Source organism: Mesorhizobium sp. BHscii, from assembly GCF_053848065.1.
In genome coordinates this window covers 466,650-490,660 of record NZ_JBSPKW010000001.1, presented here as the reverse complement: position 1 = coordinate 490,660, position 24,011 = coordinate 466,650, and the positions used below count along the sequence as shown (strand labels likewise).

26 protein-coding genes are annotated in these 24,011 nt (G+C 59.9%); 13 read left to right on the top strand and 13 right to left on the bottom strand.

Going from position 1 to position 24,011, the window contains the following annotated elements:
• Positions 1 to 86: 86 nt before the first annotated feature.
• The 3 genes from ACWTU7_RS02275 to ACWTU7_RS02265 form a co-directional block, all read right to left on the bottom strand.
• The gene (locus ACWTU7_RS02275; RefSeq protein ID WP_455837556.1) at positions 87 to 887 is read right to left on the bottom strand and encodes an endonuclease/exonuclease/phosphatase family protein; all 801 of its coding nucleotides are present in this window, start codon (positions 885 to 887) and stop codon (positions 87 to 89) included.
• 154 nt (positions 888 to 1,041) lie between these two features.
• A complete protein-coding gene (locus ACWTU7_RS02270; RefSeq protein ID WP_455837555.1) occupies positions 1,042 to 2,502 on the bottom strand; it encodes a phospholipase D-like domain-containing protein in 1,461 nt (486 codons plus the stop codon).
• Between the two features lie 71 nt (positions 2,503 to 2,573).
• Positions 2,574 to 3,683 carry a calcium:proton antiporter gene (locus tag ACWTU7_RS02265; protein ID WP_455837554.1) on the bottom strand — a complete coding sequence of 370 codons (1,110 nt, stop codon included), beginning with the start codon at positions 3,681 to 3,683 and terminating at the stop codon, positions 2,574 to 2,576.
• A 397-nt stretch (positions 3,684 to 4,080) separates the two neighbouring features.
• Here ACWTU7_RS02265 and ACWTU7_RS02260 point away from each other — a divergent pair, with 397 nt between their 5' ends.
• Positions 4,081 to 4,737, top strand: a complete 657-nt coding sequence (locus ACWTU7_RS02260; RefSeq protein WP_455837553.1) for a TerC family protein — start codon at positions 4,081 to 4,083, stop codon at positions 4,735 to 4,737.
• 110 nt (positions 4,738 to 4,847) lie between these two features.
• Here ACWTU7_RS02260 and ACWTU7_RS02255 read toward each other — a convergent pair whose 3' ends face one another.
• Complete coding sequence (locus ACWTU7_RS02255; RefSeq protein ID WP_455837552.1) at positions 4,848 to 5,978, bottom strand: site-2 protease family protein; 1,131 nt, start codon at positions 5,976 to 5,978, stop codon at positions 4,848 to 4,850.
• Positions 5,979 to 6,081: 103 nt separating this feature from the next.
• Positions 6,082 to 6,519, bottom strand: a complete 438-nt coding sequence (locus ACWTU7_RS02250; RefSeq protein ID WP_065007865.1) for a CBS domain-containing protein — start codon at positions 6,517 to 6,519, stop codon at positions 6,082 to 6,084.
• A 394-nt stretch (positions 6,520 to 6,913) separates the two neighbouring features.
• Here ACWTU7_RS02250 and ACWTU7_RS02245 point away from each other — a divergent pair, with 394 nt between their 5' ends.
• Positions 6,914 to 7,324: a DUF427 domain-containing protein gene (locus ACWTU7_RS02245; RefSeq protein WP_287335322.1), complete on the top strand. Its 411-nt coding sequence runs from the start codon at positions 6,914 to 6,916 to the stop codon at positions 7,322 to 7,324.
• A gap of 52 nt (positions 7,325 to 7,376) precedes the next feature.
• Here the strand turns inward: ACWTU7_RS02245 and ACWTU7_RS02240 are convergent, their stop codons facing one another.
• Both ACWTU7_RS02240 and ACWTU7_RS02235 read right to left on the bottom strand, forming a co-directional pair.
• Positions 7,377 to 7,793, bottom strand: coding sequence for an HD domain-containing protein (locus tag ACWTU7_RS02240; RefSeq protein WP_287335321.1), 417 nt, complete (start codon positions 7,791 to 7,793; stop codon positions 7,377 to 7,379).
• Between the two features lie 209 nt (positions 7,794 to 8,002).
• The gene (locus ACWTU7_RS02235; protein WP_029356005.1) at positions 8,003 to 8,242 is read right to left on the bottom strand and encodes a hypothetical protein; all 240 of its coding nucleotides are present in this window, start codon (positions 8,240 to 8,242) and stop codon (positions 8,003 to 8,005) included.
• 250 nt (positions 8,243 to 8,492) lie between these two features.
• Between ACWTU7_RS02235 and ACWTU7_RS02230 the strand changes: the two genes are divergently transcribed.
• A complete protein-coding gene (locus ACWTU7_RS02230; protein ID WP_455837551.1) occupies positions 8,493 to 8,834 on the top strand; it encodes a hypothetical protein in 342 nt (113 codons plus the stop codon).
• 53 nt (positions 8,835 to 8,887) lie between these two features.
• Here the strand turns inward: ACWTU7_RS02230 and ACWTU7_RS02225 are convergent, their stop codons facing one another.
• From ACWTU7_RS02225 to ACWTU7_RS02210, 4 genes are all read right to left on the bottom strand, one after another.
• The gene (locus tag ACWTU7_RS02225; protein ID WP_455837550.1) at positions 8,888 to 10,294 is read right to left on the bottom strand and encodes a PAS domain S-box protein; all 1,407 of its coding nucleotides are present in this window, start codon (positions 10,292 to 10,294) and stop codon (positions 8,888 to 8,890) included.
• A gap of 168 nt (positions 10,295 to 10,462) precedes the next feature.
• The gene (locus ACWTU7_RS02220; RefSeq protein ID WP_455837549.1) at positions 10,463 to 10,627 is read right to left on the bottom strand and encodes a DUF3309 family protein; all 165 of its coding nucleotides are present in this window, start codon (positions 10,625 to 10,627) and stop codon (positions 10,463 to 10,465) included.
• Between the two features lie 355 nt (positions 10,628 to 10,982).
• Positions 10,983 to 11,204, bottom strand: coding sequence for a hypothetical protein (locus tag ACWTU7_RS02215; protein ID WP_029356010.1), 222 nt, complete (start codon positions 11,202 to 11,204; stop codon positions 10,983 to 10,985).
• Between the two features lie 8 nt (positions 11,205 to 11,212).
• The gene (locus ACWTU7_RS02210; protein WP_287335318.1) at positions 11,213 to 11,395 is read right to left on the bottom strand and encodes a hypothetical protein; all 183 of its coding nucleotides are present in this window, start codon (positions 11,393 to 11,395) and stop codon (positions 11,213 to 11,215) included.
• A 171-nt stretch (positions 11,396 to 11,566) separates the two neighbouring features.
• On the opposite strand from ACWTU7_RS02210, the gene ACWTU7_RS02205 reads away from it, so the two are divergent.
• The 5 genes from ACWTU7_RS02205 (at position 11,567) to ACWTU7_RS02185 (ending at position 15,628) form a co-directional block, all read left to right on the top strand.
• Positions 11,567 to 11,998 (top strand): hypothetical protein, encoded by a 432-nt coding sequence (locus ACWTU7_RS02205; protein WP_095519845.1) that lies wholly within the window; start codon positions 11,567 to 11,569, stop codon positions 11,996 to 11,998.
• Positions 11,999 to 12,835: 837 nt separating this feature from the next.
• On the top strand, positions 12,836 to 13,042 hold the full coding sequence (locus tag ACWTU7_RS02200; protein WP_029356015.1) for a hypothetical protein: 207 nt from the start codon (positions 12,836 to 12,838) through the stop codon (positions 13,040 to 13,042).
• A 63-nt stretch (positions 13,043 to 13,105) separates the two neighbouring features.
• On the top strand, positions 13,106 to 14,512 hold the full coding sequence (locus ACWTU7_RS02195) for a Do family serine endopeptidase (RefSeq protein WP_455837548.1): 1,407 nt from the start codon (positions 13,106 to 13,108) through the stop codon (positions 14,510 to 14,512).
• A gap of 158 nt (positions 14,513 to 14,670) precedes the next feature.
• Positions 14,671 to 15,108, top strand: a complete 438-nt coding sequence (locus tag ACWTU7_RS02190; RefSeq protein WP_128340398.1) for a DUF2267 domain-containing protein — start codon at positions 14,671 to 14,673, stop codon at positions 15,106 to 15,108.
• Between the two features lie 55 nt (positions 15,109 to 15,163).
• Positions 15,164 to 15,628 (top strand): YbhB/YbcL family Raf kinase inhibitor-like protein, encoded by a 465-nt coding sequence (locus ACWTU7_RS02185; RefSeq protein ID WP_095519842.1) that lies wholly within the window; start codon positions 15,164 to 15,166, stop codon positions 15,626 to 15,628.
• 27 nt (positions 15,629 to 15,655) lie between these two features.
• Here ACWTU7_RS02185 and ACWTU7_RS02180 read toward each other — a convergent pair whose 3' ends face one another.
• The gene (locus ACWTU7_RS02180; protein WP_455837547.1) at positions 15,656 to 17,131 is read right to left on the bottom strand and encodes an FAD-dependent oxidoreductase; all 1,476 of its coding nucleotides are present in this window, start codon (positions 17,129 to 17,131) and stop codon (positions 15,656 to 15,658) included.
• 244 nt (positions 17,132 to 17,375) lie between these two features.
• On the opposite strand from ACWTU7_RS02180, the gene ACWTU7_RS02175 reads away from it, so the two are divergent.
• The gene (locus ACWTU7_RS02175; protein ID WP_455837546.1) at positions 17,376 to 18,020 is read left to right on the top strand and encodes a hypothetical protein; all 645 of its coding nucleotides are present in this window, start codon (positions 17,376 to 17,378) and stop codon (positions 18,018 to 18,020) included.
• 139 nt (positions 18,021 to 18,159) lie between these two features.
• Here ACWTU7_RS02175 and ACWTU7_RS02170 read toward each other — a convergent pair whose 3' ends face one another.
• Positions 18,160 to 19,218 (bottom strand): LacI family DNA-binding transcriptional regulator, encoded by a 1,059-nt coding sequence (locus ACWTU7_RS02170; protein WP_287335315.1) that lies wholly within the window; start codon positions 19,216 to 19,218, stop codon positions 18,160 to 18,162.
• 210 nt (positions 19,219 to 19,428) lie between these two features.
• Between ACWTU7_RS02170 and ACWTU7_RS02165 the strand changes: the two genes are divergently transcribed.
• The 4 genes from ACWTU7_RS02165 (at position 19,429) to ACWTU7_RS02150 (ending at position 24,007) form a co-directional block, all read left to right on the top strand.
• The gene (locus ACWTU7_RS02165) at positions 19,429 to 20,418 is read left to right on the top strand and encodes an autoinducer 2 ABC transporter substrate-binding protein (RefSeq protein ID WP_095519836.1); all 990 of its coding nucleotides are present in this window, start codon (positions 19,429 to 19,431) and stop codon (positions 20,416 to 20,418) included.
• Positions 20,419 to 20,506: 88 nt separating this feature from the next.
• The gene (locus ACWTU7_RS02160; protein ID WP_455837545.1) at positions 20,507 to 22,021 is read left to right on the top strand and encodes a sugar ABC transporter ATP-binding protein; all 1,515 of its coding nucleotides are present in this window, start codon (positions 20,507 to 20,509) and stop codon (positions 22,019 to 22,021) included.
• Positions 22,014 to 23,015, top strand: a complete 1,002-nt coding sequence (locus ACWTU7_RS02155) for an ABC transporter permease (RefSeq protein WP_065007852.1) — start codon at positions 22,014 to 22,016, stop codon at positions 23,013 to 23,015. Before ACWTU7_RS02160 ends, ACWTU7_RS02155 begins: the two co-directional genes overlap by 8 nt.
• Positions 23,012 to 24,007, top strand: coding sequence for an ABC transporter permease (locus ACWTU7_RS02150; RefSeq protein WP_455837544.1), 996 nt, complete (start codon positions 23,012 to 23,014; stop codon positions 24,005 to 24,007). The genes ACWTU7_RS02155 and ACWTU7_RS02150 overlap by 4 nt, the downstream gene beginning before the upstream one ends.
• Positions 24,008 to 24,011: the final 4 nt, after the last annotated feature.

Genomic DNA, 24,011 nt, shown 5'->3' with positions numbered 1-24,011 from the left:
CGCCCAAATCGGCACGACACCGCCCCGTATCCTAGACAAGAGCTTCCCTTTGAACCGATCTCCATCCATGGGGCTGGGCAGATGCATTATAGGCGAACGAATCCTGTAAGCGGTAGATGATCGGAGGCGACCCGCGAAAGCGGCGTGTCATGGGCTTCGACGGTTGAGATCATTCCGTGACGATTTGCCATGATCCGGTCGAGCGACAGCAGCGGCAGACTCGATGGAAAGGTAGGGACCGCCGGCGGCGCGGGACCGAAAGTCGTGTGCAGCGTATTCAGCGCGGAACGGTTTCCGAGTCGCCATTCGTTCAAATCGCCGAGCAGCAGTGTTGGTTTTTCGTCCGGTCTGTTCATGATTTCGAGCACGACACGGGCCTGTTCGGAGCGCGATCGGCGCAGCAAGCCGAGATGGGCTGCGATAATGCGCAGAGTTCGTTTCTCATCCAGATCGATTTCGGCAACCAGTGCTCCGCGCGGCTCCAGCCCCGGGAGCTTTATCTGGTGGACATTGCGAACGATGCCCCGTTTGAAAAGCAGAACGTTGCCGTGCCAGCCGTGCCCTTTGCCGTTTCCGGACACCGGCACCGGCACCAGGCCTGTTTCCAATTCGAGACGCCGCAGATCCAGAAGGCCGGCACGATCTCCAAAGCGATTGTCCGCCTCCTGCAACGCAATGACATCCGGGCCGATTTCCCGGATGACGCGACCGATTCGTTCGGGATCGAACTTTCTGTCGACGCCCACGCATTTGTGAACGTTGTAAGATGCGACCAGAGTCCCCGCGGGGCGTGTCCCTTCTGACGGCGCAGCCTTCGCCTTCTGCTTTTTTCTGTCGCGAATGGATTTGAGCACACTTGCAGGAAAGCTATGTCCGGTTCTTTGCATGAGTCTGCTGCTCGTCCTCACTACCTTCAAGATTTTGCTTTGTCTCACTCAAATAGCATCCGCAATCGCTGCTTCCCTGCCCTGACGAGATGCGGCGCTCAAAAGGAGCGGTGGCTGCGTCACCCGAATTCCCCCCGGCAGAACGAGAAAGCCTCTAAAGGTAGGGCGATCCCAGCCACAACACTCGGTCGAACAGGCGGACGATGAAGGGCCGGGCTCTCAAGGTTTCGATCGTTACAGACGCGGCGGAGGCGATTGCCGATCCGATCCGCGCTTCAATCTCCGCGGCAAAGCCTGCATCAAGAACCTCTACATCAATCTCAAAATTCAGCCGCAGGGACCGGGCATCAAGATTGGAGGATCCTATATAAGCCCAAACTCCATCGACCGACAGCAGCTTCGAATGATCGAACGAGCCCTCCGTGCGCCATACGCGGCAATAGTGCTTTAGGACCTGATCGAATTGCGCCGTCATCGCCCGGTCGACAAGGAAGAGATTATTCACCGCCGGTACCACGATGTCGATCTCGACGCCTCGCCTGGCGGCAGTCGTCAGCGCGCTGATCAGTTCCCGATCCGGCAGGAAATAGGGCGACATGATGCGGATCGATTTGCGGGCGACGGAAAATGCCCCGATCAGCAAGTTGTGGTTCGTTTCGATGCTGGCATCCGGCCCGGATGCAACCGCCCGCGCCAGCATCGGTTGACCGGGAGCCGCGGGAAGCGTGGCCACTTGCCAGGTGTCGCCTTCCAGGAGCTCGCCGCTCACGAAGCGCCAATCTTCGGCGGCAACCGAAAAAAGGTCGGCCACGACCGGCCCGGTGACCTGAAAATGCGTGTCCCTCGCGCTGGAGGAGCCTGCGAACTCGGCTGAGAATCCCTTTCGGATGTTCATCCCTCCGGTGAACGCAATCGTGCCATCGACGACCAGGATCTTCCGGTGCGTTCTGAGGTTGGCGTAGGGAAGACGCAGGCCCATGACAATGTTGCCGTTGAAGAGGTCTGCTGTGATTCCTGCCTCTCGCAGACGCCCAAGAATGCTGGGGACGGAGTAACGCGCCCCGACGGCATCGATCAGCACGCGAACGCTGACACCCCGCTGGACGGCTCCGGCGAGAGATTCCACGAAAAGCCGCCCGACATCGTCATTGTCGAAGATGTAGGTCTCGAGAAGGATAGTGCGTTGAGCGCCATCAATCGCTCGGCACATTGCGGCATAGGCCTCGTCACCTGTCTCCAATATCGCAATCGCGTTTCCCGAGGTCAGGGCACGCCGGGCCACCCTGTCGCCCAATGTCTTCAGGCCGGTGAAGCGTTGGCCGTACCGCTCGGCAATCAATTCTTCGGCGGCAATGTTGCGCTCATGTTTTGCGGAAGCCGCCTCGCTGGAAAGGGGCCGCATGGCGCTGATCGTTGCACGACGGATGCGGTTTATGCCGGCAACGGCGTAGATGATCGCGCCAAGGAATGGCGACAGGAACATCACGCCGACCCAACCTGTGGCGGCGCGGACGTCTTCCTTCGTCATTATGGCGTGGACGATGCCGATGGCCGCCATCACCACCGGAATGATCGCGAGGATCTGGGGCCAATGAGTCATTAAGGTCTGCAACATCGCCAGGACTATCCAGCGAGCGGTTGCAGAACGCAATGCAGCTCATTCCCGGCGTTGATACTCAACAGACCCTAGGGCACGAAGATAAGGAACAGATAGGCGACAAACACGACGAGATGAACCAGCCCCGTCAGCATCGTTGTTCGGCCCGTCCCAAAGCTCACGATGCTAATGGCGAGCGCGAGGATGAGAAGCACGGTATCCCCCGGGCCCAGACCAAGCGTCAGGCTCCGTCCGGTGAGCAGGCTCGCCGCACCGATTGCCGGGATTGTCAGGCCGATTGTGGCGCAGGCAGAGCCGAGAGCGACATTCAGTCCTCGCTGAAGTTCGTTATTGAGCGCTGCCCGAACCGCCGACACCGCCTCCGGCATAAGCACCAGCGCAGCGACGAAGAAGCCCACGATTGCGTCCGCCTGAGTAACTTGAAGAAACTCGAGCCCATTCTCGATGCTGCCGGCCACCTGCTCGGTTAGAAGAACGATCCCTGCCAGTCCAACAAATAAGAGGAGCACGTTTGTGGCCACGTTCCCACCCTCAGATACATGCGCCTCATGTTCCGCGCTGGACGTCAGATCCTCGATAAAATCACCCCGATGGCGCACCGTCTGGGCAAAGACGAAGGCACCATAGAGGAGGATTGAAAGAACGCTCACGAAAGCGAGTTGCGATGCGGAGAACGTACCGGGGCTTGTTGCAAGCGTGTAGTTTGGAAGGATCATCGTAAGAACCGTCAGCGCCATAATGACGGCAAGGGAAGCGTTGGTGCCCTGCCGTTTGATGTCCTGATATCGATGCTTCAGCCCACCCAGTGTGAGGCAGACCCCGACAACACCAGCGCACACGATCATGACCGTTGAAAACACGGACTCGCGTGCCAGCGTCGGGTTGTTCTCGCCATGGAGCATCATCGAAACGATGACCGATGCTTCGATGGCCGTGACCGAAAATGTCAAAAGCAGCGTGCCGTAAGGTTCACCGAGCCGCCGTGCGACGGCTTCGGCATGATGCAAGACCACAAACACGGTCGCGAAGATGAAGATAGCGACCACGATCATCGCCAGGATCTTGATCGAAAGCAGCGAATGCTCGATCGACGCGGCGCCGAAATGAATCACTGCGGCCAGACCCAAGGAGCCGATTGGGAACAGATATTGGCCGATCGGTCGTCGATGAACAGCCAAGACGGATTTCCTTCATCGCCATCGACGGTTGCAGATCGAGTATTACAGAGACTGACCGAAGCCCACGGTCTCAGTGTACTTGCGGCTGCCGGCCCGTACAATGGCCGCGTGCACGATCGACTTGGCGTACGAAACTTGCCGAGGGTCGATGCCACACATCCCGAATTACAATTAAGCCTTGAGTTTTCGCGTTTCCGGCAATAGCTAGGTGCTACCAGGCCGGGCCCCTCTGGCAGTCCATCAGGACTGTGATGTCGGACTGGAATTCAATCCGGGTGGCCTGGCTTTGAGGTTTCTTCAGCTGTAGCGGCATTTCTCTTGTCATACGCGGTGTTCGCGTTGCTCTACGGTTATGCTCGCAAGCCGCGTCACCCCTAGCTGAACGCAAGGGTGCCGTATGACAGAATTTTTTAGTCCCGAAGCAGTGACCGCTCTGTTGCAGGTCATCATGATCGACCTGGTGCTGGCCGGTGACAACGCCATCGTTATCGGCCTTGCCGCGGCCGGACTACCCAAAGAGCAGCGCAGAAACGCAATCGTCGTTGGTATAATCGCAGCCGCCGTTCTGCGCATCGGCTTTGCGGCCGCGACAACTCAACTCCTGCAGATCGTTGGCTTGCTGTTGGCTGGCGGTATATTGCTGTTGTGGGTGTGCTGGAAGATGTGGCGCGAACTCCGGCAAAACCATGCGCAGGAAACACAGGCGATCGAAGCGCTTTCGGAAAGTGACGTCGACTACGACGGCATCGTAGCTGGCAAAGCTCCACGCAAGACCCTGGCGCAGGCAACCTGGCAGATCATCATCGCCGACGTCTCGATGTCGCTCGACAATGTTCTGGCGGTAGCGGGAGCCGCGCGCGATCATCCGAACGTATTGATCTTCGGCCTTGTCCTCTCCGTCGCGCTGATGGGCATTGCTGCAAACCTCATCGCCAATCTGCTTCAGAAGCACCGTTGGATTGCCTATGTCGGCCTGGTGGTCATCCTCTACGTAGCTGGCGACATGATCTATCGCGGTGCGCTTGAACTTCTGCCTCACGTCGCGGGCGCTTGAGACACAGAAAATGGGCCGGAACGACGTCGTTCCGGCCGATTTCTGCTCATCGCTCCCCTACGATATAGAGCGCACTCACCCGATCCGGCGTAGAAAGAATATCCTCCTGCTCAGATCCGTGTGAGTCGCGGCTTGCTCCCACGCAAACGACCAAATCGGAAGGCATCTGAAACCGCCGAGCGGACCATAAGCATCTCGCCTATGGTTTCGTGTGTCATGAGCCCGACCAGCCGATCGGAACTGTCCACGACGGCGACAGCAGGCACATCTGCCTGCTGCATGAGCCGCAGGCTTTCCTCGAGACTTTTGCGGTAATGTATTTTCGGGATATCGCTCCGCATTGCGCTCGCGACCGGTTCAGCAGGCCCCTTTTCTTTCAATGTCCGGATCATGTCGTTGCGTGTCACCAATCCCTTAAGATGGCCGGCGGTGTCGGTGACAGGGAAGTCGTGCTGCGTGGTCGCGAGCAGCATCTCAATTGCCTCGTCGAGCGTCGCCGACCGTTCCAGCCGGGCGAACTCGGTAATCATCACGTCACCGACCAGGACGCTTGTGGCAACCTCGCGGATCTGTGCGTTCTGGGCTTCTGCTGCCGCGGCGAGATAGACGAAGATGCCGATGAAGATCAGCAGCGGGTTGTAGAACAGCCCAACGAAACCGAAGACGAAGGCCAATCCTTGCCCGATCGTGGCGGCGATCTGGGTCGCGCGCGACCAGGAAAGGCGGGCGGCGAGGGCTGCGCGCAGGATACGGCCGCCATCCATCGGGAAGGCCGGGATCATGTTGAAAAGGACCAAGAAGACATTGACCCCGGCAAGCCTGGCGAGAAAATTCATGCGCGGATCCTCGATCCCGGCCATCTGTTCGACACCCGCCGACCCACCTAGCAAGGCGAAGATCAGCGCGGCGATCGCGACATTGACCAGCGGCCCCGCGACCGCGATCACGAACTCCTGTCCCGGCTCTTCGGGCATGCGTTCCAGCCTGGCCACGCCGCCGATCGGGAAAAGTGTGATGTCCGGCGTGCCGATGCCGAAATACCGTGCGGCGGCGATATGGCCGAACTCATGCAGGACCACGCACGCAAAGACGGCAATGATGAAGGCAACGCCTTCCCAAGCCGCTGGCGTGCCGCCAATCCGATAGTGCGTCAGCCAAATCCAGACGAGCAGAAGCAGGAAGGTAAAGTGAACGCGCACGGTGGTGCCGGCGATCGTCCCGAGTTTCAGCGACCAGCTCAATCTAATCTACTCCGAGAGGCCCCACCTTCACCATAGGCTTTGGCAGGGCGCTTGCAATGGCTCGAGAACATCAGGCGCTGGCACCAACGTGTCGCAGCGTCAGTTAGTGAGCAGTTTGCGAGTGCTCGCCGCCCGGCTTCGAGATGTCGCTTAAAGCATCTCCCGCTTCTGCCGCTTCGCCGTTCGTCGCGAGATCGCCAAGAGAGATGATCCCGACGAGCCTCTTTTCGCGGTTCAGAACCGGAAGCCGACGCACCTGCAGGTCGCCCATGTTCTCAAGCACATGCTCGACGTCTTCGTCATCGAAGCAGTATTTGACCTCCGGGGTCATGACATCACGCACCTTGGTGTCAGGTCCCATACCCAATGCTACGCCGCGGATCGCGATATCACGATCGGTGATCATCCCGACCAGCCGGTCGTGGTCGCCCACGGGCATCACTCCGGCGTCAAGCTTGCCCATGATCTGCGCTACTTCGCGAATGGACTGTTCGGGGTTCGCGACCTGGACATTCCTCGTCATGCAGTTGCCGACTTTCATGGCAATCTCCCTTCATTTGCGAAGCCCCGCCGCCGATACGGTATTGGTGACCGATGAACGAAGTTTCGGCGGTAGCGTTCCCTTGAAAGTGGATTGCCCGCACAGGGTTTCAGCTGGCAAGGCTGAGAAAGCCTGCGTTGCGGGAAGCTTGCGGTAGCGCTTTGACGCGAAGCCGCACCCACGGTCGCGCGCTCCAGTGCGCCTATTGCCGTACTGCAGCGGCAGCACGTTTTCCGTCGCGGCAAAGGCATCGAGGCGGCCATCGCTGCCCGAGCGACGGAACTCGGGATAGGCACCGATTGCATTTTGTTGAGACGCCGATGCCCGGCCGACCTGGAACCCTGATGGGCGGTGCTACGTTTCAGTGAGACAGCGCAGCCAACGGAGAAGTCGAATGCAGCCCTCAGCCGCAAATTCCGCCCGCCACCCCGGCGCGCTTACAGTCACCCCGTTCAATGGAACCGTGACGGTCAGGTTCTCCGACGCGATCGTTGCCTCAACCGAGCGGGCAAAAGTGCTTCACGAAGAAGGACATGATCCCGTTTTCTATATCCCTTTCGAGGATATCTATTTCGAGCTTCTGGAGAAGACGAACACCACAACGCGCTCCCCGCTGAAGGGCACAGCAAGTTACTGGCGGGTTCACGCGGTCGGCGGAGCGGCAGACGACTTCATGTGGGCCTACGAGACGCCCGACACCCCGGCATTGGCCATCGCCCGCCATGGTGCCTTCGATTCCGACAAGGCGCGGATCGATGCCGATCCTGCCGAGGACAAGCGACATACGCCTCACATCCCCGAGTAGCAGCGCTTGAATTTCCACATCGACGGTCAGGTCAAAGGCGGCAATCTTTCCCTCATTGGGAGAATTTTTCGTCGAGGACCCGCAGTCCGTCTTCGTACTTCGACGTCGGCGCGCCAATCTGCCGTGCCTGCCACAGATTGTCGGCGAGATCTGCGCGCTTGACCGGCAGCGCCAATGGGTTGGATGCTGCTCTGCGCACGAAAGTGAGGTCGTCCTCGTCCGGCCTGCGTGTCATGGCATCGACTGCCGACACGATGGATGTTCCAAAACCAACCGCCTCGAGCCGATCGCGGTCCCAACCGTCGCTTTTCTCTAGAACGTCGTGAAGATAGGCAACGGCCTTCTGATCGAGCGTTTCGACGGCGTCAACGACCCGGCGGCAATGTTCGATATAGGGCCGTCCGGTCTTGTCCATCTGCCCGGCATGAGCTTGTTCGGCGATTTTTGCCGCGCGGTAGAGCACGCTCACTGCTTCGATCCTTGCTGGCCTGTGTATTGATGCAACCGGCCTTTGCTCCGGTACACAACTACACAACGTGCCTCAAAAAGGGTGTGGCCGTAGCCCCGTGTCACCGAACGCGCGACGATTGCCTGAGGTTCCGGAGCGCGGGCAAGGCTCCGCACGTCGAAAGGAAACACCGGTTTAGGTTGCTAGCCTTGAGCGACAGTTCGAGACGGCTAGCCGCCGTCGGACGGTCCATCGACAATCCCGGAACTGGGCAGAATCCCAAAATCCTGTGACTTGGCACCTTGTGCTGCCGTCAAAAATCCGTCTGCATGGAGACCGCGCCGCAGCAACTCTCTCACCGCCGCCGACCGGCTTGGCATGCGCCTTTCGAAGCGCCAGTTTTCCAATGCAGCCAATTCGTCAGCAGTTAGCATGATCTGCAGTCGTTCGGGTCTTTCCAGGTCGGCCATTTTGCCTCCAGCCGCTCAAAGTTAGTAATTGTCTAAGAATTAGGAACAGTCTCATCGCCCGTCAAGGCCGGTTCATACGCTGTCGGCGTGCAAGGTTGACAGTGACTGTGAGGCGTCGACTGCACAGTCCGCGCCATATGCTAACTTATTGATTTAACGGTGTAATTTTATTGATCCCGTTGCCATTCGGATCGTTATGGCGCATGCTTACCAACGAGGGACAAACCGCTCCTAAAAAAGAGGGTTTTCCATGAGATACGGTTACTCGGCTCATTTGTGTCAAGACGTTGACCTGCAAGTTAGGGCAGCCGCCCGCTATAAGGGAATGGTCAATGTGACCGCGGTGGCCGAGGCCGTGCGGCTGCGAAACCTCGCAGAAAACGTCGCGCTTGAAGACATCGAATACCTGGTACTGCAAGCGGCCCAGTTCTGCGGGGCGGCCATGGAATTCGACAGCCTCACAGTTCTTGAATCACATAACGTCCATCGTCACTCAGTGAATTGCGATGCTCTGCCTGGCAGCGGCGGCTTCGATGTTCTGGAGGACAGGACTGTTTCGCTCTATCATCGCCAGCCGGACCCAACGCAATAGGTCCGGCGTCAGCACAGTCGGTCGGAGGGGAAGGTTCAGCTTCACGGGCGCTTTCAAATGGCCGCGTTATCCGCGACAGACGTCTGGACGAAGGGTAGCGGCGCCTCAAGCGTCCAGGTGACGCCTTGCTCATGGAATTCCAGCCGCCCGCTGCCGCTGAGAGCCTGCGGCGCCACCCGCTCGAGGACGACCACTCCGAAACCGCGCCGCCTGACAGCGTCCAGGATCGGCCCGCCCAACTCACGCCAGACCAGTCGAAAGGTTTCGGCACCGACGCCGGCAGGAATCACATTCCAATCGATTTCGACGCGTCCACCGCTACAGGACAGCGCTCCATGTTTTGCCGAATTGGTGGCGAGTTCGTGGAAGGCGATACCGAGATACTGCACGGCGTTCGGCTGCAGTATTACCATTGGCCCGGCCATCGACACGCGGGACTGCGCTGCAAAGGCCTTGAGCTGTGCCTGGATGAGCTCGCCGACGGTCGCACCGCGCCACTCGGCATTGACCAGGAGATCATGGGATTCCGAAAGCGCCATGATGCGCTCCCGAACCTGCCCGAGGAAAGCCTCAGGTGTGCTCGTCAGCCTGCTGGTCTCGCGGATCATCGAGATGATGACCGAAAACTGGTTCTTCACCCGATGATTGACCTCGCGCATGAGCAGACGGATGCGCCGCTCGTTCTCCTTGTGAGAACTGATGTCGCGCGCGATCTTGGAGGCGCCGACGACCCGCCCGATCCCGTCGCGGATCGGCGAGACGGTGAGCGAGACCGAAACGAGCGTGCCGTCCTTGCGCAGGCGCATCGTCTCATAGGAGGGGACGCGTTCGCCGGCGCGGATGCGGCTGATGATCGAGACTTCCTCGTCGAGACGGTCGGGCGGAATGAGCACCGTCACCGGCCGGCCGACCGCCTCGGCAGGCGTGTAGCCGAACAAGCGCTCTGCAGCATCGTTCCAACTGGTGATGATGCCATTCATGTCCTTCGACACGATGGCGTCCATCGATGACTCGACAATGGCGGCAAGACGCATGCGGGCTTCATCGCCCAGCTTCTGGGTGCGCAGGTCGAGCAGCGTGTTGATGGCACCGACAACATTGCCCGCTTCGTCGCGAAGCAGGCGTGGGTGAGCCCTGAACGGGACGAGTTCGCCGTCCGGCCGCTCCGCAATCGCCTGGTCCCATGAGACATCCCGTCCTTCGCGCAGCGCCACGGCCATCGGACACTCGCCATGTGCCATATCCCGACCGTCGAGATGACGAAGTTTCCACGAACCGCACCATAGGTCCCGACCGATAACGGGACGATGGCCCCAGAGCTCAGCTGCGGCTTCGTTGAAGAAGGTGACGCGTCCCTGCCCGTCGACGGTGTAGATGGCGACCGGCAGTGCCTGCATCAGATCGGCAGCGGGAATGCCCGGAACTCCGAGGCCGACATCGGCTTGTTCAACGAAGTTCACTTATGGCGCCATTCTCGTGGATTTCCGAGCGGCTATAATGCACTTGAGCGATTTCGGTTCCGTCCGGGCAGTCACGTGCGCCCCCTTTGCCTGCAGCCGCCACATTCCTGGACAAGGTACTAGCGCGACACAGGATCACCCTGAAGTTATCGGCCTAATCGAGCGGCACTAGAGGCGTCCGAGAAGGACCAGGATAATGACGATGAGTAGCACGAGACCGAGGCCGCCGCCACCATAATAGCCGGTGCCGTAGAACGGCCCGCCACCTAGACCGCTGAACCCGCCAAGCAAGACAAGGATCAAAATGATGATGAGTATGGTGCCGAGGGTCATGGTGGTTCTCCCATTCTTGCGCTGCCGCGCCATACAAGGGCACGTCCATGCGCCTGTTGATGACGGTATGAACTCCCAGAAGGGGCTTCCTGTTCCACCGGAAGTAGCATCGTGTCGCTCGTCTAGCGGGAAAAAGCCGGTAGGCTGACGAGAAAGCCCGCCGGCCGGGAGCCAGCGGGCGACAGGCTTTTTCTGCCTCGGACCGCCTGGAGGGGGGCAATAACAGCAAGGCTGCCTGACGCGGGCCTGCCGAGGCGGCGCTCACAGTCAGCCGGTCGATAATGTTTAACACCTCGCCTTTTCAGTAGAAATGCGAGGTGCTAGGCCGCAGGGTTCGCGGGACGTGAACAACCATTCACCTTGCTTGGTGTGCCGGTCGGGTGCCGCCGCCCTTCTTTTCCGAGTCATGAGTATGGTGGCTGTCGCGTTCGCCTCCACCGCCTGAGATCTTGCTGCGGCTGCGCTGATCGGAATCGGCTGGCGGCTTTTCTATCACCAGCGGCTTCTTGGCATTCTCGTGCGATGCGCCAGGACCGCCATGGCGGATGCTGGCGCGGGTCTTCTTCGACGTAGACATGAAATCACCTAACGGTCCTGCTGGTAGCCTTGATGGGTCGTATTGACCCTAGTGTTGCCCTGCTGGCCCTGTTTGTCGGGATCTGGGGCGGAATGGCTGTGCTGCGTTTGGTCGACGGGAATCGACTTCTTATCGCCCGGACCCTTTGGGCTCTTGTTCTCTGCCGGAACGGGTGGTGGTTTTGTGCTCATGACGCTCTCCTTTCACTAGCCAAAACAAGCAGGCCCCCGAGAAGGTTCCTGATAAGAACCCCTGCGAGGGGCAAACTCCTAACATCGCCAATTCCGGCCTTGTCGGCGCGTCGCAGCGCAATAATCTTCTGTGAGGGCGTGGGCGCTTCGACCTATTGAAAGGAGCCGACCATGAAACACCAAACACTCGAGCAACTGCAGACAATCGCAACAGTTGAGCCCTCGGCGACATACCCGACCATGTCTCGGACGCAACGGATCGAGCGTTGGGCCAAGCTTCTCGAGCAAAATCCACGGCGTTGCCTCGGAGCGCTTTCAGGCACCGAATATCTCAGTCCTGAAGCCCGTGCCGTAGCGCGTGGCGCGGGGTCGCCGATCACCGTTGCCTATGAGGATCCGGTGCTGCGCGCCATGGGTCTGAAAGATGACACCTACGGTGAGGCAAAGCGCTTCTTCGAGCTGAGTGATTGGCAGTTGCACAACATCGTCTGTCACTGCCACGTCGGTGCTACGATGCAAGCGCGATGGGCTGCCGCCAGAGTTCGCCGGACAATTACCGGCAACAGACTTCTGGCTTGGCTGAGGGCAAGGTTTGTGCATTGAGGCTAGCGCAGAACGGTGACGACAAGTCTTGATCGTTCTCGTTAGCGACTGGCCGCCAAATGCTGGTGGCGTCGCCGGCAACGCTGTGGATCGTGGAGCGAATGCCGTGCTTTCAGAGCGGCCGGGTGAAGATTTCATGCTCGCCCGGTCGGGCTCATTGTTGGCGACCGTATAGAGGAGCAATTCGAGCGCCCTCTTAAGTGAACACAGCCCGCGCTCATACGATCCATGCCACCGCATGTGCATCGCGGAGAAAATCGAAATCCTCGGCAGCAACAGTCGTCACGACAAATGCGCCCACAGCCTTGCAAACTGAATCGCCTGATCCCCGACACCGCCGGCGCCGCCATGGATGAGAACCCGCTGCCCGGATTTGAGGGTAGCAATGGTCGAAAAGGCCCTGGCATGCTGTAATGCCGGCAAGCGGCATGGCGGCGGCTTCCACATGGCTTAGACGTTCCGGTTTTGCTACCGCTTCCGTCGCCTTGACTACGACGTATTCGGTGTTACCGCCGCGGTCACTGCCAAGCATGGCAAAACATCGGATCGCCCTTCTTCAAAGTTGCGCCCGCGTGCCCGACAGCTCCACCACGCCCGATACATCGCGGCCGAGCCTAACGGGCAGATCCCCGCCCGCCGGATTGCGAGCTGGAAGTTCCGATGATTTCCGAGGCCGGTCGTGGTTATTCAAGGACCGTTTTCTCGGGCTCTACGAGAGACCCCTTGCGCAGAGATCATCCTGTGAGATTCCCGCAATCTCGTCAGGGAACTTTTCTTGAGGGACATGGTTGAAATGTGCGGTCGAAAGAACCCGGGCCCGTGCCAAGGAGATTCGCCATGAAGCTTCGCGAGTTGATGGACCAAGTAAAGGATCTGCCACCGGATACTCTGGTCTGTGCCGCCGAGATTGACGAAGCCTTTGCAGCCAACATCGCTGGCATAGAAACAATAGAAAGCGCCCGGATCGAAAGCCGCAAACCGGACGGCACCGAAGCTGTCGAACTCGCCAACGGGAACGACAAGGTTGTCGTAATCCGCTGGTGAACCGCAGGCTCATGCTGGAGCTGTCGCATGCTTGATCACTGAACGCTGGAGGAGTCGCAGACCATGTTTCCGGTTTTGAACAAAAGACTTTGCGCCGGCCTGATCGCCGGAACTCTGATGCTCTCGGCCGGCGGCTTTGCTCCGCTCGCAGCCCAAGAAATCCCGAACGACTTCACGGCAATCGTGCGCGAGAAAATTCCGGCCGTGGTCGCAATAACCACCCGACAGATTATCCAAGACCAGGCGACGTTGAACGACCTTCTTAGTCCTTTCTATGGCCGCGGCCTGGGACCGGCTCAACCGCGGGTGCGAGAGGCACTTGGCTCCGGCTTTGTGATCAGCCCCGATGGATACATCGTCACCAACAACCATGTCGTTGCCGATGCAAGCGAAATTCATGTCGTATTCTCCGACAAGGAGACGCTGCCTGCGCGGCTCGTCGGCCGCGATGCGGCAACCGACCTCGCGGTGCTGAAGATCGACCCACGGCCCAACATGACAACCACCGCCTGGGGTGACTCAGATGCAGTACAACCCGGCGCATGGACCATCGCGATCGGCAGTCCGTTCGGACTCGGTGGGACCGTCACCGTCGGCGTGCTTTCGGCCCGTTCGCGCGACATCAATGCCGGTCCATACGACGACTTTCTCCAGACCGACGCCTCAATCAATCGCGGCAATTCCGGCGGCCCGCTGTTCAATGCGCGCGGCGAAGTGATCGGGGTCAACACGGCCATCGTATCTCCCACAGGTGGCAGCATAGGGATTGGCTTTGCGGTACCATCCCGCACCGCCCGCAACATCGTCGACCAGTTGATCCGCACCGGCCGGATCGAGCGCGGTTTCATCGGAGTACGTCTCCAGGAGATCACGCCGCCGATTGCTGAGGCGCTTGGAATGCCCGACAGCAAGGGAGCGCTGGTCGCTTCTGTCGAACCCGGCAGTCCGGCTGAGCAGGCAGGCATACAGGCAGGAGACGTGATTACACGCTTTAACGGCAAGGACGTCCAGAACGTCCACGATTTGACGCTCGCGGTTGCGAGCCAAACGCCGGGAACAAAAACGACGCTGACAAGAAATCGTGGAGGCAGCCAACAGGAAATAGCTCTGACCATCGGACAGCGCAACGATGAGGAGCAACAGACCGGCGCCATTCCAAAGTCGGAAACGGCCGACACACGTCTTGGTTTGTCGCTCAGCCCAATCCCGGATGAGGCGCGCCAGCAGCTCGGACTCCAGCCGGACATTACGGGCGTATTCGTGCAAGAAGTGGCCCCCAACGGCCTCGCCGCCGAAAACGGCATTCAGCCCGGCGATGTGATCGTCTCGGCCAACAACCGGAACGTGACGCAGCCGTCGGACATCCAAGAGGAGTGGGCGAAATCGCGCCAACAGAACAGGCCCATATTGTTCCGCATCAACAGGCAAGGACAATCGCTTTTCGTTGCCGTCGCCATGGCCAAATCTTGACGGGGCAATCTTGGCGGAAACACACGTAGCGAAAGCTTGGCCGGATGGATCGCACGCCTTCGCGAGAGACGGCCTTTAAGCTTGGGGGACGGGAACAACAGCCGACCCACGGTCGTTTCGTCTGATGAGTCATTCAAACCGTTGAACAGGAGGCTTCGATGAGCGCCACCGGACTCGACGTATTCGACAAGACGCTGCAGACCACAAACATCTGGCTCGACGAGATCATGGCCGAGATGGGACCGGATCGGCAGATCGCATGGCATGTTCTTGGAGCGGTGCTGCACGCGCTGCGGGACCGCATGCAGCCGGATCTTGCAGCCCACCTCGGCTCGCAGCTGCCGATCCTGGTACGCGGCGCCTATTACGACCAATATCAGCCTTCCAAGACGCCCGAGAAGTTGCGGTCGCTCGATGAGTTTCTCGCCAAAATCAAGGCGGAGCTGGAATTCACCCGGCCGGTCGATTCCAACGATGCATTCAGGGTCGTATCCAAGGTGCTCGTTCACCACGTGGACGAGGGGCAGATGACCAAGGTTTGGGAATCCTTGCCGGCAGAAATCAGGCGCGCCGCGGAAGCTCAGCAAGCGGCGTGAAATGGCGCCCAGACCTCGATGGTCTCGGCCGTAACGCTTCTTTGGGGAAATTGAAATGCCACTCACCCTTATCAGCCCTGCGTTTCCGGCGGGCGGGAAAATCCCTGAAAGGTATACGCGTGACGGCCAGAACGTCTCGCCGCCGCTGAAGTGGTCCGGGGTTCCGGATGGTGCGAAAAGCCTTGTTCTTGTCGTGCAGGATCCCGACGCGCCGAGCGGCACCTTCGGGCACTGGGCGGTGTTCAATATCCCGCCCGATGCCAGCGAGCTAGCCGAGGCGCAAGATGGCAAGCCAGGTCCGTCGGCACTTCGGCAAGGCACCAACGATTTCGGCAATGCCTATTACGACGGCCCACAGCCGCCGGTGGGACATGGCGTCCATCATTATCACTTCCGGCTGGCCGCGCTCGACGTGCCGAGCCTCAGTGTGCCGGGACAGGCGGGCGTGCAGTCTGTCTGGAAGGAAGCCCAGAAGCATGCGCTGGAGCAGACTGAACTGGTCGGAACCTACGCACGGTAACGCCGGCCGTGTCGGTCGCCGCCCTTTTTACAGCGCGGCCGGGGCAAGCGGTTTTCGAGCCGGGCCGTGGATAACCGTGCCGTCGGCGGCGAAAATCGAGCCATGACAAGGACAATCCCAGGTGTTGTCCGCGTTGTTCCAGGTCACGGTGCAGCCCTTGTGGGTGCAGGTCGCCGAAACGGGGTGGAGTACTCCTTCAGTGTCCCTCCACGCCGCGATCTTTTCGTCACCCCTGACGATCACACCGCCCATGCCGGGCGCAATGTCGTCGATGCTTGAGACAATCGATTGGCTGCGGCCATTCCTATGAAAGTCCTCGGGATATGACCGCGCCGGATCATAGAGCTTTTGCCATGGGCTCGGCCGAGCGCAGATCAAATCCGCGATCATCGTGCCTGCGGCCGTTCCATTGGTGATGCCCCAGGCGTTGAATCCCGTGGCAATATGAAAACCGGAGGCTTTGTCCGGATCGGGTTCGCCGGCATATGGAACTCTATCGGCCGTATCATAGTCCTCGTTACACCAGCGCCACGCAACGTCCCCAACCGGAAGGCTCATTCTTGCCCATTGTTCCAGCTCGACGAACCGTTTCGCCACGTCGCCGTCCTGGCCCGTGTCGAATTTGGGGCCGAGCGCGACCAGCAGCGGGCCTTCGGCATCGCGGCCGGTGCGGATGGAATGCGTTGGATCGTCGATGCCGATGAACATGCCGTCGACAGCAAGAGGGTCATCGATCCGGAACGCCATGGCAGTGTGGCAGCGCGGCTGGGTCCGGTTCGCCATACCGACGGGGCTCTTCACCGTCATGTTGGTGGCGACGACCACATGCTCGGCGTGGACGGTGCCGATGTCGGCGACGACGCGCCAGCGGCTTGCCTCGCCGATCAAGATCGCGCGGCTGTTTTCGAAAATCCGTCCGCCACGGGCCGTCACCGCTCGAGCCAGGCCAACCAGATACATCGCCGGATTGAACTGCGCCTGGTCTGAAAAACGCAGAGCGGCGGCCGTTTCGAAAGGGAGCGGCGCGCGCTCGAGACTATCGGCGTTCAGCCCAACTTGCCGCGCGGCCTCTGCCTCGGCCACGATCTCCGCGCGCCGGCTTGCATCGCAGGTGTAGGTATAGGCGTCTTTGGCCTCAAGATCGCAGGGAATGCCATAGTTGCGAACCCATTCCCGGATCTGGACAGCGCCGGCGGAATTCGCATCGGCATAGGCTTGCGCCAGGTCCCGGCCGAAGGTGTCGATGAGATGGTGGTAGATCAGCGCGTGCTGCGTCGTGATCTTGGCCGTCGAGCGGCCGGTCACCTGGCCGCCAGTCCGCAGGCCTTCGATGACGATAACCGACCGACCGGCCTCGCAAAGGCGAAGCGCCGTCGTGAGCCCGACAATCCCGGCGCCCACGACAACGGCCTCCGCATGGATCGAGCCCTCGAGTGGGGGATAATTCGTAGCGGGGGCTGCCGCCACCCAACAGCTTCCCGGTTTTCCTGAAAGAATGGCCATTTCACCGGCGTCCCATGCGTTCGAGGCATCTCCACAACCCGCGCCGACGCGAAAACGTTCCCGGATTTACGGCGCGCACCATCGGGTTGCCTGAGGCAGGTGTCGCAAGCCGCTTGGCAGAGCCCAAAGAAGAGTTCGAGATATAGGATGATCCGCATCCAGTATTCTGGCGACAAACCAATTCGTACCTTGTTTTCCCCTGTGCAATTGCGAACAATGGCATGGATTGATTCGGAGCTTGTCTATGCACGCACTGCAAGCGGCCCTGGCCGTGGTGATCTTGAGCACTTCAGTCAGTTCTGGACTCGCCGATGACAATTCTCCCTTTATTTATTTTGCGACCCAAGACCCTTTCACAGACGGTCTGCCGACCAAGAATGATGTTTATGTCTTTGGTGGCGTGTTTGCGAGCGGGGCCTTCGGGGACACGATCAATGTTTTTGGTGCCGACTACACGGACAACTATATAATCGGAGCTGCATACGGTCGCGATCTCGTCGATATAGGCGCTGGTTTCGTTCTTGGTGGCGTCACCGGCGCGGCCATAAGATTTGGCCAGGACGACGATACGTCTGGCGAACTTTGGGCCGGAGCGCGACTTCGCCACCAGGGCCTTGTCATTGGTGATTTGGCGATTGCGCCTGCACTGACAGCTGGATTCAGTGCCGTTACAGGCCCTACCGAGATCGAGCGCGATCGCGAAATCCGCTACGATGGCGATGCATCATTCCTCGGCTTCGTTGGTGCGGAGCTTTCGTTCAGAGTCAGGCAAGCTCCCAATGTCGAACTTGTCTACCAACTCCATCATAGATCCGGCGCCGATGGTACAATTGGCGATATGAACGAGGGTTCTAATGCGAACACTCTTGGAATCCGTTATCGCTTCTAATGCTCGCTGCTATTGGCCTTTTCAGGCGACTGCGCGCCCACCCTGTTGGCTCACGGTGAGGACGGCGACACTCTCGTGAGGTCGGCACGATGGACCATAGAATCTCAAGGTGCGGGCGGGCTATAGCGCCGATTCACCCTCAGGCTATGTCCTTCAGAGTGTCCAGCGGCCCTTTCAGTGCAGACCTGGGCTGGATCAACTCTGGCGCAATCAGGAAGGTCTGCGGTGCCGTCGGCGGTTCATCCATCAGCTCGAATGCCTTCGTGATCATCGCCTCAACGTTCTGCCGCACCATGATTACGGGGAAGGGCAGGAAGGAGCCGAATGGGTCATAGTCGTAGCAACCGACGACGAGCTCGCTGAACATTTCTGCCGGCCGGCCCGCCATGAAACGCAGCAGACCTTCCATATTGATCGACGAATTGATGAACAGCGCGCGCGGCAGCTTACCATGGCGTTGGTAAAACGCCTCGAAGGCACGCAAAGTTATATCGGGCGAATACCCGGAGGACTTCACACCGTCGTCAGGGTCGGCGCCCAGCAGGGCTTTCTTGGTCGCATGGAAAGCGGCGATGCGTTCGCGGCTCGCATGGTCGTTGCGGCCGCCAAACAGAAACAGCTCGTCCGGCCGCAGAGGATCGTCGTTGCCGAAGCGGCGGATGATTGCCTCCGTCAGCATCCGCGCGCCCTCATAATTGTCGCTGATCACCGAGTGCGCCTTCGCTCCCGGCAGGTCGATGTTGATATGCCTCAGCCCCGCCGGTTCGCAGACCTCGTGCACGCCGTCCGGATCGGTGGCGCCGACGATGAAGAGCTGGTCGATTGAATAGGAGATCAGCGTCTCCGCGGTCCGCCGTTCCTCTTCCGGGTCGCGGCTGGCGCTAACCACGACCGGGCATTGACCGCGGCTGCGCACATGCCCCTCAAACGTCTGTGCCATGGAGGAGAAGTAGCGGTTGTCGTGGACGGGCAGCATCAGGCCGACCAGGCCCGATCGCGAGCGTCGCAAACCCCGTGCCTGCAGATTGGTGGTGTACTGGTGGAGTTCGGCGAGGCCGAGAATTGTTTGCGCCGTAGTTTCCTTGATGCGGCGCTTGCGCCAAGTGCCGTTCAGCACGGCGCTCACGGTCGACGGCGAACTGCCCGATAGCACGGACAGGTCATAGATCGTCGCCTTTTTCTTGACCCGCTGATCCATCTGGCCCTCCCGCGCGTCTTTTTAGAGCAAATATCCCGCTTGACGAGAGCTTCTCGATGCATAATAGTTTCTGCACCATCGATTGTGCAAGCGGAAACCGGTGGATAATCGATGGGGAAGTGCCCGTGTTTTTCGGGGAGGTTTCTAACGGCCGCCGTCGTTCGACGGCTCGAGTGTGTTCCCACTAGGAACGTTATGGGAGGAGTAGAGATGAAAAAGCTCATGATCGCGGCGCTTGCCGCGACCCTTTTGCTTGGCGGATCGTTCGCTGCGATGGCACAGCAGGCCGGCAAGGTCGGCGTCGTCGTAAAGATCGGCGGCATTCCGTGGTTCAACGCTATGGAGGCCGGTATCAAGGAGCGCGGCCAGAAGCTCGGCGTCGACGCGTTCATGGTTGGCCCAACCAGCGCTGATCCGGCACTGCAAGTTCGCGCCATCGAGGATCTGATCGCACAGGGGGTCAAGGTCATCGGTGTGGTGCCGAACGATGCCAAAGTGCTTGAACCAGTGCTGCAGAAGGCCAAGGACGCCGGCATCATCGTCATCACGCATGAATCGCCTGGCCAAAAGGGCGCCGATTGGGACTTCGAACTCGCATCCGCGACCGGTTTCGGCGAAGCTCACGCCAAGCTCCTGGCGGAGAAGATGGGCGGCAAGGGTGAGTATGCAGTGTTCGTCGGCTCGCTGACGGTGCCGCTGCACAATGCCTGGGCCGATGCGGCAATCGAGTATCTGAAGAAGAACTATCCCGACATGAAGCTTGTCGGCGAACGTTATGGTGTCGCCGAGGATGTGGACAAAAGCCGCAGCACTGCGCTTGACCTGATTTCCGCGAATCCCGGCTTGAAGGGCTTTCTGGCCTTCGGCAGCCAAGGCCCGATCGGCGCTGGCCGCGCAATCGAAGAGCGGCGGAAGGTGGGGGAAATATTCGTGCTCGGCCCATTCTCGCCAGGCCAGGGCCAGAAGCTCATCAAGAACGACGCGATCTCCGGCGGCTTCATGTGGAATCCGAAGCAGGCGGGCGAGGTTTTCGTCACGCTGGCCGACCATCTCATGAAGGGCAACGAGATCAAGGACGGCGATACGATCGAAGGGCTAGGGACAGTCAAGCCCGACTTCGAAAACCGTAACATCATCGTCGATCAGCTGGTCCCAATCAACAAGGATACTGTCGACGATCTCGCGGCGATGGGCCTGTAAAGCCTCCCAAGGCTATGGCAGCCGGGCTGGCCTCGAGCCGGCCCGGCTGCAGGATTGCAAACGGGATTGAATCCAGGGTTTCAACTCGATGGCTGATCAGGCACTCGATGGCGCCACATCACGGCCGTTGCTGTCGCTCCGCAACATCAACATGACGTTCGGCGGCGTGAAGGCGCTGAAGAATGTCAGCTTTGAGGTGCTGCCGGGCGAGGTGCATTGCCTCGCCGGCGAGAACGGCTCCGGCAAGAGCACGCTGATCAAGGTCATTACGGGCGTGTACAAGCCCGAGGCGGGCGCCGTGATCGACTATGATGGCCAGAGCTACTCCAATATGTCGCCGGTTACGGCGCAGGCCGGCGGGATTCAGGTCATCTGGCAGGACCTCGCCCTGTTTCCCGAGATGACTGTCGCCGAGAACATCGCGTTCCAGACTGTCATCGGCCGCTGGCCGCGGCTGGTGAACTATGCCGAAATGCGCCGTGTCGCGACCAACGCCCTGCAACGTCTTGGTGTTACCCTCGATGTCGATTTAGCACTCCACCATTTTCCCATCGCACAGCGGCAGATCGTAGCAATCGCGCGCGCCCTCGTCGGCGAGGCGAAGCTCGTCTTCATGGACGAGCCGACGGCATCGCTCACCCAATCCGAAACCGACTATCTGCTGGACGTTGTGCGCAATCTGTCGGCGTCGGGCGTCGCCGTTGTGTTCGTCAGTCATCGCTTGGCGGAGGTTCTTGAAATCTCCAGCCGCGTCACCGTGCTGCGCGACGGCGCGCTGGTAGGCCTCTATCCAACCAAGGGCCTGACCCAATCGCGCATCACCGAGCTGATGACGGGCAAGACCTTCGACTATTCCGTCCTGCATCGGGATTTGAGCAAGAGCCCGGTCATGCTTGAGGTCGAGGGACTGTCGCGGCCCGGCGAATTCCAGGATGTGTCCTTGGCGGTCCGGCGCGGCGAGACGCTCGGCATCACCGGGTTGCTCGGGGCAGGGCGCACCGAGCTGGCGCTGACATTGTTTGGCATGCGCAAGCCGAAATCGGGCTCTGTCGTCCTGGATGGCAAACCCGTTCGCTTCGGTTCCAACCGTGACGCGATCGCCGCCGGCGTCGCCTATCTTTCGGAAGACCGGCTGTCGCTCGGCCTCATTCAGCCCCAGGCAATCGCCGACAACATGGTCATCGCCTCGCTGGACAAGATCCTTTCGAGCGGTTTCATTTCGAGCGATCGCAAGCGATCTCTGGTCAATCGCTGGATAAGGGATCTCGGCGTCAGGATCGGAAAGCAGGACGACGCGATCTCGACTCTGTCGGGGGGAAACCAGCAACGTGTCGCCATTGCAAAATGGCTGGCGACCGATCCGAAGCTGCTTATCCTCGACGCACCGACAGTCGGCGTCGATGTCGGCGCGCGCGCCGGCATTTTCGACATCGTTTCCAAGCTCGCAGACAGCGGCCTGGCCATTATCCTGATCTCGGACGAGGTGCCTGAAGTCTATTTCAACGCGGACCGTGTGCTGCACATGGCTCAGGGGCGCATTGTCGGCGAATATGCACCGGGCGCTACGACCCTCCAGGCGATCGAGGAGGCGGTCTATGCGTAGGTTTGTCCGCTCCCACGCAACGGAACTGGCTTTGCTCGCCGTTATCGCAGTCATCTGCGTCTTCCTTTCGTTCGCGACAGACCGGTTCTTCACCCTCGGCAACGCGTTTGACCTTCTGAACACCAGCTCGGTCAACATCATTTTCGCCGTCGGCCTGCTCGTCGTGCTGGTCGCCGGCGGCATTGACATTTCCTTCGCGGTTGCTGCCTCCGTTGTGCAATATCTGACGGCGACCGTCCTCGGCTGGGTCGGCGGCGGCAATTGGATCATCGGCGTCATCATCGCTGGCGCATTGGGCGTCGCGTTGGGCTGCATCAACGCCTTCCTGATCCACGGGTTCAGAATCATTTCGATCGTCGCCACGATTTCGACTTTCAACATTTTCTTCGGCTTGCTGATGTTCTTCACAGGCGGCGTGTCGATCTACAATCTTCCGGATTGGCTCACCAACCGTGTCGTGCTGTTCGAGCGAGAAATGGCTGACGGCAGCTGGGCGGAAATCACCCTACCTGTGCTCATTATGGCTATCTGCGTGTTCGCTACCTGGGCGTTGATCACGCGCACCACCACTGGGCGCCAGCTCTACGCATTTGGCGACAATCCGGAGGGGGCGCGCCGCTTCGGCATCAATATTGGTGCCATGCAGTTTATTGCATTCGGCTGGCTGGGCCTGATGGCTGGCATCGCCGGTCTCGTGCAAGCGCATTACGCGCAGGAAGTGGTGCCGAACGCCCTTTATGGTCGCGAACTCGACGTCCTGGCAGCCGTGGTCCTTGGCGGTGCGCGGCTCGGCGGCGGCAAAGGCAGCGTGCTCGGCTGCATTCTGGGCGTTCTGTTGGTCTCGATCACCCAAAACGGACTCAATTTGATGGGTGTATCGCCTTTCGCGTTCAAGATGATCGTCGGCGCCATTATTCTTGCCGCCATCACCCTGTCGAACACCAGCATCGAACGCCTTCTGCCGTTCCTGAAAAGCCGGCGGGTGCCTTCATGACGGTTTTGATTGAACGCGCCCGCAACGCGCTCGGCCCCGAACTGGCAGGTCCGCTCGCCGCGTTCGTAGCGGTTATGGTCGTGTTCGGCTTTGCCGCGCCGAACTTCTTTTCCCGTGCCACCTTTGGATCGGTCGCCTTCCAGCTGCCGGAACTCGGCCTCCTCACGCTTGCCATGCTGCTGCCGATCCTGACCGGCGGCTTGAACCTGGCCATCACCTTCACGGCCAACATGGCCGGCCTGACGCTGGCTTGGGTACTGCAAAGCCAGGGAGGCGTCGAAGCAGGCATCGGCGCCTTTGTCCTTGGCTCGGTCCTTGCCATCGCGGTCGGAGCACTGAGTGGGCTGATCATGGGGCTCGTCATCGCCTACACCAAGGCTCACCCGATCCTGGTCTCGCTGTCGATGATGATCTTCCTGCGCGGTCTCGGCGAATTCCTGACGCGCGGCGGCGACGTGTCCGGCATTCCCGGCTTCTTCGCGGCGATCGGCTACGGTTCGATCTTTGGCATCCCGGTACCGTTGCTCATCTTCATCGCTTGCGTGCTGATCTGGAATGTCTTGCTGACGCGCATGAAGCTAGGCTTCAACACCTACATGATCGGCTCCAATATCGAGGCCACGCGCTATTCCGGTATCAATACGCGCAAGGTGCAGGTTCTCGTCTACACATTGTCCGGCGCGATGTGCGCGGTTGCCGGCATCATCATGCTGGCGCGCTTCAATTCGGTGCGTGTCGGCCACGGCGAGTCTTACCTGCTGATCACCGTGCTTGCCTGCTTTCTCGGCGGCGTCAATCCGTTCGGCGGCTTCGGTCGAGTGATCCCGGTCTTCGTTGCGCTGGTCGTGCTCCAGCTTCTGTCCTCGGGACTCAATCTGATGGGCGCAAACCAGCATCTTGCGACGGCGGTCTGGGGCATTTTGATGATCACGGTGATGATCCTGCGCTGGCTTGCCGGGCGCCTCAAATTCCTAAACACAAACAGAGGATGAGTTA

What these genes read in the sequence shown, in the direction of transcription:
- ACWTU7_RS02160 (WP_455837545.1), top strand. Translation starts at nt 20,507, where the DNA reads ATGGCTGATCAGGCACTCGATGGCGCCACATCACGGCCGTTGCTGTCG.
- ACWTU7_RS02180 (WP_455837547.1), bottom strand. Translation starts at nt 17,131, where the DNA reads ATGGCCATTCTTTCAGGAAAACCGGGAAGCTGTTGGGTGGCGGCAGCC.
- ACWTU7_RS02245 (WP_287335322.1), top strand. Translation starts at nt 6,914, where the DNA reads ATGCAGCCCTCAGCCGCAAATTCCGCCCGCCACCCCGGCGCGCTTACA.
- ACWTU7_RS02215 (WP_029356010.1), bottom strand. Translation starts at nt 11,204, where the DNA reads ATGTCTACGTCGAAGAAGACCCGCGCCAGCATCCGCCATGGCGGTCCT.
- ACWTU7_RS02260 (WP_455837553.1), top strand. Translation starts at nt 4,081, where the DNA reads ATGACAGAATTTTTTAGTCCCGAAGCAGTGACCGCTCTGTTGCAGGTC.
- ACWTU7_RS02275 (WP_455837556.1), bottom strand. Translation starts at nt 887, where the DNA reads ATGCAAAGAACCGGACATAGCTTTCCTGCAAGTGTGCTCAAATCCATT.
- ACWTU7_RS02185 (WP_095519842.1), top strand. Translation starts at nt 15,164, where the DNA reads ATGCCACTCACCCTTATCAGCCCTGCGTTTCCGGCGGGCGGGAAAATC.
- ACWTU7_RS02210 (WP_287335318.1), bottom strand. Translation starts at nt 11,395, where the DNA reads ATGAGCACAAAACCACCACCCGTTCCGGCAGAGAACAAGAGCCCAAAG.
- ACWTU7_RS02190 (WP_128340398.1), top strand. Translation starts at nt 14,671, where the DNA reads ATGAGCGCCACCGGACTCGACGTATTCGACAAGACGCTGCAGACCACA.
- ACWTU7_RS02220 (WP_455837549.1), bottom strand. Translation starts at nt 10,627, where the DNA reads ATGACCCTCGGCACCATACTCATCATCATTTTGATCCTTGTCTTGCTT.
- ACWTU7_RS02270 (WP_455837555.1), bottom strand. Translation starts at nt 2,502, where the DNA reads ATGTTGCAGACCTTAATGACTCATTGGCCCCAGATCCTCGCGATCATT.
- ACWTU7_RS02200 (WP_029356015.1), top strand. Translation starts at nt 12,836, where the DNA reads ATGAAGCTTCGCGAGTTGATGGACCAAGTAAAGGATCTGCCACCGGAT.
- ACWTU7_RS02205 (WP_095519845.1), top strand. Translation starts at nt 11,567, where the DNA reads ATGAAACACCAAACACTCGAGCAACTGCAGACAATCGCAACAGTTGAG.
- ACWTU7_RS02150 (WP_455837544.1), top strand. Translation starts at nt 23,012, where the DNA reads ATGACGGTTTTGATTGAACGCGCCCGCAACGCGCTCGGCCCCGAACTG.
- ACWTU7_RS02165 (WP_095519836.1), top strand. Translation starts at nt 19,429, where the DNA reads ATGAAAAAGCTCATGATCGCGGCGCTTGCCGCGACCCTTTTGCTTGGC.
- ACWTU7_RS02155 (WP_065007852.1), top strand. Translation starts at nt 22,014, where the DNA reads ATGCGTAGGTTTGTCCGCTCCCACGCAACGGAACTGGCTTTGCTCGCC.
- ACWTU7_RS02170 (WP_287335315.1), bottom strand. Translation starts at nt 19,218, where the DNA reads ATGGATCAGCGGGTCAAGAAAAAGGCGACGATCTATGACCTGTCCGTG.
- ACWTU7_RS02175 (WP_455837546.1), top strand. Translation starts at nt 17,376, where the DNA reads ATGCACGCACTGCAAGCGGCCCTGGCCGTGGTGATCTTGAGCACTTCA.
- ACWTU7_RS02230 (WP_455837551.1), top strand. Translation starts at nt 8,493, where the DNA reads ATGAGATACGGTTACTCGGCTCATTTGTGTCAAGACGTTGACCTGCAA.
- ACWTU7_RS02195 (WP_455837548.1), top strand. Translation starts at nt 13,106, where the DNA reads ATGTTTCCGGTTTTGAACAAAAGACTTTGCGCCGGCCTGATCGCCGGA.
- ACWTU7_RS02250 (WP_065007865.1), bottom strand. Translation starts at nt 6,519, where the DNA reads ATGAAAGTCGGCAACTGCATGACGAGGAATGTCCAGGTCGCGAACCCC.
- ACWTU7_RS02235 (WP_029356005.1), bottom strand. Translation starts at nt 8,242, where the DNA reads ATGGCCGACCTGGAAAGACCCGAACGACTGCAGATCATGCTAACTGCT.